The 12,415-nt window shown below is 68.6% G+C and carries 17 protein-coding genes; 2 read left to right on the plus strand and 15 right to left on the minus strand.

From position 1 onward, the window contains the following. Positions 1-13 precede the first annotated feature (13 nt). The 8 genes from GON06_RS02465 to infC form a co-directional block, all read right to left on the minus strand. Complete coding sequence (locus tag GON06_RS02465; RefSeq protein ID WP_157310731.1) at positions 14-946, minus strand: amino acid ABC transporter permease; 933 nt, start codon at positions 944-946, stop codon at positions 14-16. After that, positions 943-1,590, minus strand: coding sequence for an amino acid ABC transporter permease (locus GON06_RS02470; protein WP_157310732.1), 648 nt, complete (start codon positions 1,588-1,590; stop codon positions 943-945). The genes GON06_RS02465 and GON06_RS02470 overlap by 4 nt, the downstream gene beginning before the upstream one ends. Before the next feature lie 60 nt (positions 1,591-1,650). Continuing rightward, positions 1,651-2,568: a glutamate ABC transporter substrate-binding protein gene (locus tag GON06_RS02475; protein WP_157310733.1), complete on the minus strand. Its 918-nt coding sequence runs from the start codon at positions 2,566-2,568 to the stop codon at positions 1,651-1,653. A 51-nt stretch (positions 2,569-2,619) separates the two neighbouring features. After that, positions 2,620-3,375 carry an amino acid ABC transporter ATP-binding protein gene (locus tag GON06_RS02480; protein ID WP_157310734.1) on the minus strand — a complete coding sequence of 252 codons (756 nt, stop codon included), beginning with the start codon at positions 3,373-3,375 and terminating at the stop codon, positions 2,620-2,622. A gap of 91 nt (positions 3,376-3,466) precedes the next feature. Further along, positions 3,467-4,267 (minus strand): TrmH family RNA methyltransferase, encoded by an 801-nt coding sequence (locus GON06_RS02485; RefSeq protein WP_332837095.1) that lies wholly within the window; start codon positions 4,265-4,267, stop codon positions 3,467-3,469. A gap of 81 nt (positions 4,268-4,348) precedes the next feature. Continuing rightward, entirely contained in the window at positions 4,349-4,735 is a 387-nt protein-coding gene (gene rplT / locus GON06_RS02490) for a 50S ribosomal protein L20 (protein WP_157310735.1), read from the minus strand. 30 nt (positions 4,736-4,765) lie between these two features. Then, complete coding sequence (rpmI, locus tag GON06_RS02495) at positions 4,766-4,960, minus strand: 50S ribosomal protein L35 (protein ID WP_116243323.1); 195 nt, start codon at positions 4,958-4,960, stop codon at positions 4,766-4,768. 79 nt (positions 4,961-5,039) lie between these two features. Next, entirely contained in the window at positions 5,040-5,633 is a 594-nt protein-coding gene (infC, locus tag GON06_RS02500; RefSeq protein ID WP_378735751.1) for a translation initiation factor IF-3, read from the minus strand. A gap of 274 nt (positions 5,634-5,907) precedes the next feature. Between infC and GON06_RS02505 the strand changes: the two genes are divergently transcribed. Continuing rightward, positions 5,908-6,312, plus strand: coding sequence for a DUF1844 domain-containing protein (locus GON06_RS02505; RefSeq protein ID WP_378735754.1), 405 nt, complete (start codon positions 5,908-5,910; stop codon positions 6,310-6,312). Here GON06_RS02505 and GON06_RS02510 read toward each other — a convergent pair. The 7 genes from GON06_RS02510 to GON06_RS02540 all read right to left on the minus strand — a co-directional run bounded on the left by GON06_RS02510 (position 6,305) and on the right by GON06_RS02540 (position 11,453). Further along, positions 6,305-7,063 carry a DUF3626 domain-containing protein gene (locus GON06_RS02510; protein ID WP_157310736.1) on the minus strand — a complete coding sequence of 253 codons (759 nt, stop codon included), beginning with the start codon at positions 7,061-7,063 and terminating at the stop codon, positions 6,305-6,307. The genes GON06_RS02505 and GON06_RS02510 overlap by 8 nt on opposite strands. Before the next feature lie 42 nt (positions 7,064-7,105). After that, the gene (locus GON06_RS02515) at positions 7,106-7,900 is read right to left on the minus strand and encodes an SseB family protein (protein WP_157310737.1); all 795 of its coding nucleotides are present in this window, start codon (positions 7,898-7,900) and stop codon (positions 7,106-7,108) included. Further along, on the minus strand, positions 7,884-8,630 hold the full coding sequence (gene priA / locus GON06_RS02520; protein WP_157310738.1) for a bifunctional 1-(5-phosphoribosyl)-5-((5-phosphoribosylamino)methylideneamino)imidazole-4-carboxamide isomerase/phosphoribosylanthranilate isomerase PriA: 747 nt from the start codon (positions 8,628-8,630) through the stop codon (positions 7,884-7,886). Before priA ends, GON06_RS02515 begins: the two co-directional genes overlap by 17 nt. 121 nt (positions 8,631-8,751) lie before the next feature. Then, the gene (gene hisH / locus GON06_RS02525) at positions 8,752-9,387 is read right to left on the minus strand and encodes an imidazole glycerol phosphate synthase subunit HisH (protein WP_332837096.1); all 636 of its coding nucleotides are present in this window, start codon (positions 9,385-9,387) and stop codon (positions 8,752-8,754) included. Continuing rightward, entirely contained in the window at positions 9,384-9,986 is a 603-nt protein-coding gene (gene hisB / locus GON06_RS02530; RefSeq protein ID WP_157310739.1) for an imidazoleglycerol-phosphate dehydratase HisB, read from the minus strand. The genes hisH and hisB overlap by 4 nt, the downstream gene beginning before the upstream one ends. After that, positions 9,983-11,065, minus strand: coding sequence for a histidinol-phosphate transaminase (locus GON06_RS02535; RefSeq protein ID WP_332837097.1), 1,083 nt, complete (start codon positions 11,063-11,065; stop codon positions 9,983-9,985). The genes hisB and GON06_RS02535 overlap by 4 nt, the downstream gene beginning before the upstream one ends. Positions 11,066-11,096: 31 nt before the next feature. Then, entirely contained in the window at positions 11,097-11,453 is a 357-nt protein-coding gene (locus GON06_RS02540) for a LysM peptidoglycan-binding domain-containing protein (RefSeq protein WP_157310740.1), read from the minus strand. Positions 11,454-11,727: 274 nt separating this feature from the next. Between GON06_RS02540 and lexA the strand changes: the two genes are divergently transcribed. After that, complete coding sequence (gene lexA, locus GON06_RS02545) at positions 11,728-12,414, plus strand: transcriptional repressor LexA (RefSeq protein ID WP_157310741.1); 687 nt, start codon at positions 11,728-11,730, stop codon at positions 12,412-12,414. Position 12,415 lies beyond the last annotated feature (1 nt).

Genomic DNA, 12,415 nt, shown 5'->3' on the forward strand with positions numbered 1-12,415 from the left:
CGATCACCGCATCTCACTGCGGCGGGATGCCGCTGCCGGCGTCGAACTTGCCCGCGCCGCGCTGCATCGCGATGACCTCGGTCACCGTCGAGCCGTCGTGGATCCTCGGATCCCCGCCGCCGCCATCCGGGGTGTAGCCCTTCAGCTTCGGCGACCGCGACGTCCTCTTCTCGACCCACTTCGCGATCGCAGCCAGGATCAGACACATCACGATGTAGATGCCGCCGATGACGATCGCGGACTGCAGGACGGGACGCCCCTGCTGGGAGCCGAGGAGCTTCGCGAAGTACAGCAGCTCCGGGTAGGTGATGATGAACCCGAGCGCGGTGTCCTTCAACGTGACGACCAGCTGGGAGATGATCACCGGGAGCATCGCACGGATCGCCTGCGGCAGCAGGATCAGGGTCATGACGCCGCTCTTGCGCAGACCGATCGCGTAGCCGGCTTCCTTCTGGCCACGAGGCAGCGCCTCGACGCCGGCGCGCAGCGCCTCGGCGAGGACCGATCCGTTGTACATCATCAGTGCGAGCACGACGGCCCAGTACGGGGCCATCTTGATGCCGATCACGGGGAGACCGTAGAAGAGCAGCATCATGAACACGAGCACCGGGACGGCGCGGAAGAACTCCGTGATCACCGTGACCGGGACGCGCACCCACGCGTGGTCGGACAGTCTGCCGATCGCGAGCACGAAGGCGAGCACGAGGCTCAGCACGGCAGCCAGCGCGAATGCCGCGAGTGTGTTGCCCAACGCGGTGAGGATCTGCTCCCACACGGCAGTGAAGGTGAACACGTACCAGCGGGCGGGGTCGAACTGACCGGTGACGGCGAACCGGTAGGCGATGAAGCCGACGATCGCGAGCACGACCAGCACGGTCACGACACCGAGGATCAGGTTGCGCCGCACAGCCTTCGGGCCGGGGACGTCGTACAGCACGGAGCTCATCGCGCGATCCTCCACTTGTTCTCGAGGCTTCGCTGCGCCCAGCTCAGCAGCATGACCAGGACGACGAAGATGGCCGCCACCCAGAGCAGCACGACGAGCGCGTTCTCACCGCGCTCGCTCATGAACGCACGGACGGCGCCCAGCTCGGTGATCGCGAATCCGGCGGCGACCGTGGTGTTCTTCAGCAGGGCGATGAAGACGCTCATCATCGGCGGAACCACAGAGCGGAACGCCTGCGGGAGCACCACCAGGGTCATGACCTGCCCGAATGGGAGTCCGATCGCGCGCGCGGCCTCCGCCTGCCCGACGGGCACCGTGTTGATGCCGGCGCGAAGGACCTCGGCGACGTAGGTCGCGGTGTAGATGCCGAGCGCGAGAACACCGAGCGTGACGGCGTTGAGCCTCGGGAGCCCCAGCTGGGGATAGCCGAAGACGAAGAAGAAGAAGACCAGCGTCAGCGGGGTGTTGCGCACCAGGTTGACGTAGACCGTGCCCACGGCGCGGGCGATGGGCACCGGCGAGACGCGCATGGCGCCCACGATGATGCCCAGCACGAGCGCGAGCAGCCCGCCAGCGAAGAAGAGGATGAGGGTGTTCCCCAGCGCCTGGGGCCACAGATCCATGTTGTCGAAGATGACTCCCATGGAGCCTCCCCCTGTCAGGTGCGAGGTCGGGGGCGGCTCACGCCGCCCCCGACCGGATGATCAGTACGCGTCGACCTCGGGCTGCTCGACCTTGATGCCTGTCGAGCCGAGGTTGTTGTCGAAGATCTGCTGCCAGACGTCGTTGCCGTCGGTGAAGAGGTCGTTGATGTGCGTGCGCAGCGCGTCATCGCCCTTGGTCAGGCCGACGCCGTACTTCTCGACGGTGAACGGCTCGCCGACGACCTTCAGCTTGTCGGGATCCTGGGCCGCGTAACCGATCAGGATGGCCTGGTCGGTCGTGACCGCCTGCACGGTGCCGTTCAGCAGTGCCTCGACGCAGGCCGAATACAGGTCGAACTCCTTGGTGGGAACCTCGGGGAAGTTCGTGCGGATGTTCTGGATCGGAGTCGAGCCCGTCGCCGAGCACACCGTGGTGTCCTTGTTCAGGTCCTTCTCGCTCTTGATCGTGTCGTTGTCCGCCGCGACCAGCAGGCCCTGACCGGTGATGAAGTAGGGGCCGGCGAAGTCGATCTGCTCCTTGCGCTTGTCGGTGATCGAGTAGGTGCCGACGTAGTAGTCGATGTCGCCGTTCACGATCGCCTGCTCGCGGTTGGCCGAGGCGATCGCCTGGAAGTCGATCTTGTCCTCGTCGAAGCCGAGCGAGGCGGCGATCCAGCGCGCGATGTCGATGTCGAAACCGCTGCGCTCACCGGTGGTCACGTCGAGGTAGCCGAGACCGGGCTGGTCCTCCTTGACACCGACGACGACCTTGCCGCGCTTCTCCATCGCGTCGAACGTGGGGCTGCCGTCGAGCGTGACGTCCTTGGCGACCGTCCACGGCGTCTTGTCGGCGTCACCGCCGCCGTCGCCCCCGCCGGTGCCGCCGGGGTTGCTGGGGGAACCACTGTTGCACGCCGTCAGGGCGAGCAGGGCGGTCGCGGCGATTCCGATCGCCGCGAGAGTCTTGGTGCGTCGCATGTGCGTCTCCTTCATGTGCTGTGGGTGCGCAGGATCTCTGCGCGGGGAAGGTCAGTGGGTGAGCAGCTTCGAGAGGAAGTCCTTCGCGCGGTCGCTCTTCGGATTCGTGAAGAACTCCTCCGGCGTCGCCTCTTCGACGATCGTCCCGTCCGCCATGAAGACGACGCGGTTCGCGGCCTTGCGGGCGAAGCCCATCTCATGGGTGACGACGATCATGGTCATGCCCTCGTGGGCGAGCTGCACCATGACGTCGAGCACTTCGTTGATCATCTCGGGGTCGAGGGCGCTGGTGGGCTCGTCGAAGAGCATCACCTTGGGCTGCATGGCGAGGGCGCGCGCAATCGCGACGCGCTGCTGCTGTCCGCCGGAGAGCTGCGCGGGAAGCTTCTGCGCCTGCTGGCCGACGCCGACCCGCTCCAGGAGGATCATCGCCTCCTTCTCGGCATCCGCCTTCTTCATGCCACGCACCTTGATCGGGCCGAGCGTGACGTTCTCGAGGATCGTCAGGTGGGCGAACAGGTTGAACGACTGGAACACCATGCCGACATCGGCCCGGAGCTTCGCGAGCCCTTTGCCCTCGGCGGGGAGGAGATCGCCGTCGATGCGGATCTCGCCGCTGGTGATGGTCTCGAGCCTGTTGATCGTGCGGCACAGCGTCGACTTCCCGGAACCCGACGGGCCGATGACGACGACCACCTCGCCCTTGTCGACGGTGAGATTGATGTCCTTCAGCGCGTGGAAGTCGCCATAGTGCTTCTCGACGTGGTCGACCACGACCAGGGCGTCCGCGCCCTTGCTCTCTGCCATGCCTCCACACTAGAGCGCACGCCGGACACCGCGCGAGAGCGAAATACGCTGTTGTGCTTTCGTGACCAGGCGGAAACGAGGCGGAAACCTCTCAGGCGCGCTGCGCGAACGCGCTCTCGTACAGGCAGACGCTGGCCGCGGTGGCGAGGTTGAGCGACTCGGCACGGCCGAAGATCGGCAGCCTCAGGACGCGGTCGGCCAGCCCGAGCGCATCGTCGTCCAGGCCGCGGGCTTCGTTGCCGAACAGCCATCCGCTGGGCTGCGCGAGCACTCCCTCGGCGCGGGCCGCGAGCAGGTCGTCACCCTTCACATCCGCCGCGAGGATCTGCAGGCCCGCCGCGTGCGCGCGCTGCACCACGTCGGCGAGGTCGCCGCCCACGGACACCGGCAGGTGGAAGAGAGATCCCGTGGTGGAGCGCACCACCTTGGGGTTGTACGGGTCGACGGTGCGGCCCGTCAGCACCACGGCATCCGCTCCCGCCGCATCGGCGGCGCGGATGATCGTGCCGAGGTTGCCCGGGTCGCGCACCTCCTCGCAGATCGCGATCAGGCGCGGGGATGCCGCGAAGATGTCCCTCACCGAGGTCGGAGTCTGCCGGGCGACGGCCACCAGGCCCTGCGGGGTGACTGTGTCGGCCATCGCGGCGAGCACGCTCTCGGTGACGAACTCGGCCTCGACACCGGCATCCGCCGCCATGTCGCGCAGGTCGGCGTGCTTCTCCCAGCTGGTCGGGGTGACGAACAGGTCGACGATCGCCTCCGGGCGATACGTCAGCGCCTCGCGCACCGCCTGCGGACCCTCGAGCAGGAACAGACCCGCCTCGGTGCGCGCGCTGCGCTTGGTGAGCTTGGCGACGGCACGGACACGGGGCGAGCGAGGATTCTCCAGCACACGCCCAGTCTAGGGAACGGCGCGGGGGAACGCAGAAGGGCGCCTCCCGTGCGGGAGACGCCCTTCGTGGATGCCGGATGATCAGGCAGCGGCCTTCGGAGCGTTGACGTCCGAGGGAAGCGCCTTCTTCGCGACCTCGACCAGCGTCGCGAACGCACCGGCGTCGGTCACGGCGAGCTCGGCGAGCATACGACGGTCGACCTGCACACCCGCGAGGCCGAGGCCCTGGATGAAGCGGTTGTAAGTGATGCCGTTCTGGCGGGCAGCGGCGTTGATGCGCTGGATCCAGAGGCGGCGGAAGTCGCCCTTGCGCTTGCGACGGTCGCGGTACGCGTAGACGAGCGAGTGGGTGACCTGCTCCTTCGCCTTGCGGTAGAGGCGCGAACGCTGGCCGCGGTAACCCGAGGCGCGCTCGAGGATGACGCGACGCTTCTTGTGCGCGTTGACTGCGCGCTTGACTCTTGCCATTTTCGTGTTCCTATCGTGCGTTCGGGCGCGTCAGCGGCCGAGGAGCTTGTTCGCGACCTTGGTGTCTGCCTTCGACAGCACCTGGTCCTGGTTCAGACGGCGGGTGCGACGGCTCGACTTGTGCTCGAGGTTGTGGCGCATACCTGCCTGCTGCTTCTTCAGCTTGCCGCTGCCGGTGATCTTGAAGCGCTTCTTAGCACCCGAGTGGGTCTTCTGCTTCGGCATCTTCTCTTCCTTCGTGTGGCACCCGTGCGGATGCTGGTGGGGTACCCGCCTGCCTACGCGGCGGGAGCTGCGGGGCGGATCACTCCGCGGGGGCGTCCTCGGCGGCCGGAGCCGGCGCACCGGCGCCGTTCTTCGCGTCGCGTGCGGCCTGCTTGTTCGCGGTGCGGACCGCGTTCTGCTCGGCCTTCGCCTCGGACTTGTTCTTCAGGGGGGCCACGACCATCACCATGTTGCGGCCGTCGATCGTCGGGTTGGACTCGACGGTGCCGAACTCGGCGACATCCTCCGCGAACTTGCGGAGCAGGCGCACACCCTGCTCGGGGCGCGACTGCTCGCGGCCGCGGAACAGGATCATGGCCTTGACCTTGTCACCGGCCTTGAGGAAGCCCTCGGCGCGCTTGAGCTTGGTCGTGTAGTCGTGAGCCTCGATCTTCAGGCGGAACCGGACCTCTTTGAGGATGGTGTTCGCCTGGTTGCGGCGCGCTTCCTTCGCCTTCTGCGCAGCCTCGTACTTGAACTTGCCGTAGTCCATGATCTTGACCACGGGGGGCTTCGAGTTGGGAGCCACCTCGACGAGGTCGAGGTCGGCCTCCTGCGCAAGACGCAGCGCCACCTGGATGGCGACGACGCCGATCTGCTCGCCTCCGGGGCCGACGAGGCGGACCTCGGGCACTCGGATGCGGTCATTGGTGCGGGGATCGCTGATGCGGAACTCCTTAGACGTGGGGTTTCGGCCACCGGTCCGTCGTGCGACGTTCCGGGCGAAATCGGAGTCTCCCCACCCGCCGATGCGTCAGAAGCACCGGCTTGGCACCCTTTCCACCGGAATCCGGCGGGGTGCAGAACCCGGTAGCCTGGAACGGCAAGCGCGGGTGGGAATGAATCCTCTTTCGTGCCGGAGCATGACGCTCCGGAGCCCGCTGAAGTCTACCAGAAGGCACCCCGAAGTGACGATTCCTGACCAGGACCAGCCGCAGCACCACCACGACGACGAGCGCCACGAGCGCTGGGCGCAGCAGGAGGAGGCGGCGAACGCCGCCACGCGCGACATCGCGGACGTCCCCGCAGTGGAGGTCATCACCACGACCTCGGTGCACCTGATGAGCGCGGCGGCCGTGAAGCTCGGCCTCGCCGACGACCCCGACTCGCAGCTCGACCTCGACGAGGCACGCAAGCTCATCAACGCCCTCGCGGGCCTCATCACCGCCGGCGCCCCCGAGATCAGCGACGCGCACGCACGCCCCCTGCGAGACGGACTCCGCTCGCTGCAGCTCGCCTTCCGCGAGGCCTCCGCCGTCCCCGACCCGGTGGGCAAGGGTCCGGGCGAGAAGTGGACCGGGCCGGTCAGCTGACCGGAATCCCGACGCGGCCGTAGCGGGCGAGCAGATGCCAGACGCGCTTGAGCGTCTGCGGGTCGTGACGACCAGACCGCACCGCCGCACCGACGACCTCCGGGGTCAGCTCCACCCCCAGTTCTCGAGCCAGCCGCAGAGGCTCGGGACCGCGATACTCCTCGTCGAGGTCTTCGGTGCGCACCAGGAACCCGGGATGGAACTCGACGGCGCAGCCCAGGTGCTCGGCCGCATCCTGCACCGCGGTTCCACGGAAGCACGGGTCGAGCACGACCGCCTCGACATCGACCGCGAAGCGGATGCCGCCGTGCACATGCGCCTCGACGTACCTGTCGAGCAGATCGAGGTCGTCCGCCCGCATCCGCGCGACGAGCGCATCCGCGCCGTCCTCCTCGACGACACCGTCCGGCTCGAAGACGGAGTCCGGGTAGCAGAAGGTGGTCCGCGCGGTGACCTCCGGACGCAGCCGCAGATGAGCGGATCCGAACCGCGTCGCGGGGCCGTAGGCGTCCTCTCCGACGACCGCCCCGTACACCGGGCGCTCCTCGGCCGGGCGGCCGTCGTATCGACCGGCGAACAGACGACTCTCCCACCGCCAACGGTCTCCTCCCGGATGCGCCGTCAGGCCTCCGTTGGAGGTGGCGGTCTCGAACTGGGAGCGGTACCTTCCCGCCTCGGCCATCGCCTCGATCACTGATCCGCCCTGGAAGGGCCAGTTCGGGTGGAAATGGAGCGCGACGGTCGTGGGCATCCCTCGACTCTAGGTGAGCGCCGCCCGACGCCCGGCCGTGTTTCAGGCCGCGCGAGTGAGCTTCACACTCAGCGAGTCGACGAGCACCGCGATGCGGTCGTCGGCGGCCCAGCGCTGCGCGAGACGGGCGAGCACGGCGTCGAGGGTCTGCTGATCCAGCCCGTCGGCGAGCTCCAGGGTCACGATCAGTTCAGGGCCGCGCATCCTGGCATCCGGGTCGCCGGACGAGACGTGCACGTCGATGACGGCGAGCTCGTGCGCGACGCTCGCCTGCAGCGCGGTGAACACCTCCGGAGAGAGGAAGCTCGGCTCCCAGCGCTGGTCCTGTGCGACCGCCCAGACGGCAGGTCGGCGGAACACGAACTCCGTGTCGGATGCCGGGTCCAGGACGATGAGGTCGGTCTCCTCGCTCGAAGCCGAAAGCGCCACGCGCACGGCCTCGACCGGGATCGGCCGCGCGGTGGCATCCCACCGCGACATCGTCTGCACGGAGGAGAACACCGGCTGCACGCGTCGCCCATCGGGCGCGGCGACGGTGACGATCGAGAGCTCCTGGGTCTTGTCGACCTTCAGGCCCGTGGGGCCCACGCCCTCGTCGCCCTTCTCCGCGACCAGCGGCACCAGCACTCGCGCGGACCGGAACGCGTCCACGACTTCGACCTGGGAGCCGTCGCCCGATCGGAAGCGGAGCAGGGCGTCCAGCAGTGCGGGGTCGGCGGAGCCGTCGTCGGAGGCGTGCTGGTTCGACTCGAAGCTGCGCCCCTCCCAGGGAACCCCGGCCGAGTCGGCGCTGTTGCCGTGGCCGTGGGGTTCGGCGTCGTCAGTCGCCGGCGACATCCAGCGCCTCGGCCAGAGTGAACGCGCCCGCGTACAGCGCCTTGCCCACGATCGCGCCCTCGACGCCCAGCGGCACCAGCTCGCGCAGCGCGGCGATGTCGTCGAGGCTGGAGATACCGCCCGAGGCCACGACGGGCTTCGGCGTGCGCTGGGTCATCTCACGCAGCAGGTCGAGGTTCGGGCCGCGCAGCGTGCCGTCCTTGGTGACGTCCGTGACGACGTAGCGGCTGCAGCCGGCATCCTCGAGGCGGTCCAGGACCTCCCAGAGGTCGCCGCCCTCCTTCGTCCAGCCACGTGCCGCGAGGGTCGTGCCGCGCACGTCGAGTCCGACCGCGACGGCCTCGCCGTAGCGGGCGATGACGTCGGCGGCCCACTCCGGGTTCTCCAGCGCGGCGGTGCCGAGGTTGATGCGGGAGGCGCCGGACTCCAGAGCGGCCTCGAGGCTCGCGTCGTCACGGATGCCGCCGGAGAGCTCGACGCTCACGCCGCGGTACTGCTTGATGACCTTGCGCAGGATGCCGGCGTTGCTGCCGCGCCCGAACGCCGCGTCCAGATCCACGAGGTGGATCCACTGGGCACCCTGGTCGACCCACTCCCCTGCTGCGTCGACGGGATCGCCGTAGCTGGTCTCGGTGCCGGCCTCGCCCTGGGTGAGGCGCACGGCCTTGCCGCCGGCGACGTCGACCGCGGGCAGCAGGATGAGAGAGGGGGTTGACGCGAAGTCGTTCATGTCGTCCTTGTTCGGGAAGATCGGATGCCCGGTCCCCGGGCACGAGAGAAAAGCGTAGCCCGGGCGCGGCGGCGTCTCAAATGCCGTGACGCTCCCGGTCGAACCCGCCCCGGCATCCGCCTCAGAGCGATGACACCCAGTTGCGCAGGAGCCGGATGCCGGCGTCGCCGGACTTCTCGGGATGGAACTGCGTCGCGGTGAGTGGACCGTTCTCGACAGCCGCGAGGAAGCGCTCGCCGTACGTGGCGTAGGTGACCGCCGGCTGCGGGAACGGCGCCTGGACGTCGAGCTCCCACTGCTTCGCGGCGAAGGAGTGAACGAAGTAGAACCGCTCGCGCTCGATGCCCCGGAACAGCACGGTTCCCTCGCCCGGTTCGACGGTGTTCCAGCCCATGTGCGGCAGCACGAGTGAGTCGAGTTCGGTGACGGTGCCCGGCCACTCGCCGAGTCCCTCGGCATCCTGTCCGCGCTCGACGCCGCGCTCGAACATGACCTGCATGCCGACGCACACCCCGAGCACCGGCCGCCCGCCGGCGAGGCGTCGTTCGATGATCTCGTCGCCGCCGTGCGAGCGGAGCGCCTGCGCGACGGCGGCGAAAGCGCCCACCCCGGGCACGAACAGCCCGTCGGCCTCGAGCGCCTTCGAGCGGTCTCCGGTCAGCTCGACCTCGGCGCCGGCCGCCGCCAGCGCCTTGACAGCGGAGTGCACATTGCCTGATCCGTAGTCGTAGACGGTGACGCGAGGGGTACCACTCACAGCGCGCCCTTCGTGGACGGGATGCCCACGACCAGCGGGTCGAGGGCCTTGGCCTGACGGAACGCGCGCGCGAAGGCCTTGAACTCCGCCTCGGCGATGTGATGGGGGTCGCGCCCGCCGAGCACGCGCACGTGCACGGTCAGCCCGGCGTGATACGTGATCGCCTCGAACGCGTGCCGCACCAGGGATCCCGTGAAGTGGCCGCCGATGAGATGGAACTCGAAGCCCGCGGGCTCGCCTTCATGCACGAGGTACGGACGTCCGGAGATGTCGACGACGGCCTGCGCGAGCGCCTCGTCGAGCGGGACCAGTGCGTCGCCGTAGCGCGAGATGCCGGCCTTGTCACCCAGCGCCTCGCGGATCGCATCACCCAGCACGATCGACACGTCCTCCACGGTGTGGTGCGCGTCGATGTGCGTGTCGCCGGAGGCCCGCACGGTGAGGTCGGTGAGCGAGTGCTTCGCGAACGCCGTGAGCAGGTGGTCGAAGAACGGCACGGACGTGTCGATGCTGCTGCGACCGGTGCCGTCGAGGTTCACCTCGAGCTCGACGGTGGACTCGGACGTGCTGCGGGTGCGGCTGGCGGTGCGGTCGCTCATGCTGCCGATCCTACCGAGGCCATGGCGTCCAGGAACGCCGAGGTCTCCGCCTCCGTGCCCGCACTCACGCGGAGGTGGCCAGGGATCCCGACATCGCGGATCAGCACCCCGCGATCGTAGAGGGCCTGCCAGGTGGCGCGCCGGTCCTCGACGCCGCCGAACAGCACGAAGTTCGACCACGACTCGTGCGGCAGGTAGCCGAGCTCGGTGAGGCCGGCGGTGATGCGGTCGCGCTGCACGACGATCTCGTCGACCATGCGCAGCATCGTCGACGAGTTCCGCAGCGCGGCGGTCGCCGCCGCCTGGGTCAGAGCGCTCAGGTGGTACGGCAGCCGCACCAGACGCAGCGCATCGATGAACACCGGGTCGGCCGCGAGATAGCCGACGCGGGCGCCGGCGAAGGCGAACGCCTTGCTCATGGTGCGCGAGACGGCGAGACGCGGACGTCCCTCGAGCAGTGTGAGCGCAGACGGCGCTCCCTTGGGCGCGAACTCGTGATAGGCCTCATCGACGATCACGACGCCGCGTGCGACGTCGTAGACCGCCTCGACCACGTCCAGCCCGAGCGGGGTGCCGGTCGGGTTGTTCGGCGCGCACAGGAAGACGACATCCGGGTCCGCCGCGGCGACCTGCGCCGCAGCATCCTCTGAGGTGATCCGATAGTCGTCACCGCGGGTGCCCACGATCCATCGTGCGCCGGTGCCCTGCGAGAGCAGCGGGTACATCGAGTAGGTCGGCGCGAAGCCGAAGGCCGTGCGTCCGGGACCGGCGAAGGCCTGCAGGATGTGCTGCAGCACCTCGTTCGACCCGTTCCCCGCCCAGATCTGCTCCGGGCGCAGCCCGTGGCCGAGGTAGGCTGCGAACCCCTCCCGCAGGCGGGTGAACTCGCGGTCCGGGTAACGGTTCACGTCACGCAGCGCCGCGGCGATGTCCTCCAGGATCTGGGCGGCGACGTCGTCGGGAACCGGATGCGTGTTCTCATTGACGTTCAGCGCGACCGGCAGCGGCGCCTGAGGCGCGCCGTACGGTGTGAGTCCGCGCAGGTCATCGCGGAGGGGCAGCTCGTCGAGTGAGGTCACCTGACAATCGTAGGGCGATCGTCTGTGCCGCTCAGTCCGTATAACGCTGCGGGACGGCCAGCTCCTGGCCCACCTGCAGCACACCGCCGTGCAGGTTGTTCAGGCCGCTGATCTCGTCGATCACGTCGCGCGGGTCGGCACCGGGAGCGACCTCGCCGGCGATCGACCACAGGGTGTCACCCGGCATCACCATGACAGTGTCGAAGTCCACCGGAGCCGCGTGCTCACCCGAGGCGAGCGCCGACCCGCCGGCGACGCCCGCGTAGGCGATGCCGAGCGCGATCGGAGCGGCGACGAGCGCGCTGAGCACCCGGCGACCGCGCCGCGTCATCCGCAGTCGCGTGTGCGTGCCGACGATCCGGGTGGGGGCGATGCCGATGGTGCTCATGTCGTGCTCCTCGTCAGTGGAATCAGCTTTCGCATCCGCCGCTCGGCCGGGAACGGCGGATGCGAAGCTGTGTTCCGAAGTTATCTTCGATATCGAATACTTGTCAAGCGTTCTTCGAAATCCGGACCACTGAGTTCACCGACACGCTCGAACAGATCTTCCGATTCCGGCGACTTCTCGGATACGGTTTCGATAACGACACCCCACCACGGACCACCGACATTCGAATCGGCACGCAGCGGAGCACGGTGGGCAGGCGCACGAAGGAGCACCGATGAGCGACATCGCAGGCAACGCATCCGAGATGCCGCGCACCCGCCGCCGCAAGAGCCTGAGCGCGAAGCAGATGGCGATCCTCGAGGTGATCCAGACGTCCATCGCGACCTACGGCTATCCGCCGAGCATGCGCGAGATCGGCGACGCCGTCGGATTGAAGTCCCTCTCCAGCGTCACGCATCAGCTCGGTCAGCTCGAGCTGAGCGGCTACCTGCGCCGCGACCCGGGCAAGACCCGTGCCATGGAGGTGCTGATCGACCTGCCGGGCACGAGCACCGAGAACCCGGCCGACACTGCTCCCCCGGTCGGCGACGCCGCGCTGGTCCCCCTGGTGGGCCAGATCGCCGCCGGCGTGCCCATCACCGCCGAGCAGCAGGTCGAGGAGATCTTCCCGCTGCCCCGCCAGCTGGTGGGCAAGGGCGAGCTGTTCATGCTGAAGGTCAACGGCGAGTCGATGATCGACGCCGCCATCTGCGACGGCGACTGGGTGGTCGTGCGCTCTCAGCACACCGCCGAGAACGGCGAGATCGTCGCGGCGATGCTCGACGGCGAGGCCACCGTGAAGACCTTCCGGCAGCGCGACGGCCACACCTGGCTGCTGCCCCGCAACTCGTCCTTCGAACCGATCCTCGGCGACGACGCCGTCGTGCTCGGCAAGGTCGTCGCAGTGCTCCGCGCGGTCTGAG

Source organism: Microbacterium sp. MAH-37 (assembly GCF_009758255.1).
Taxonomy (GTDB): domain Bacteria; phylum Actinomycetota; class Actinomycetes; order Actinomycetales; family Microbacteriaceae; genus Microbacterium.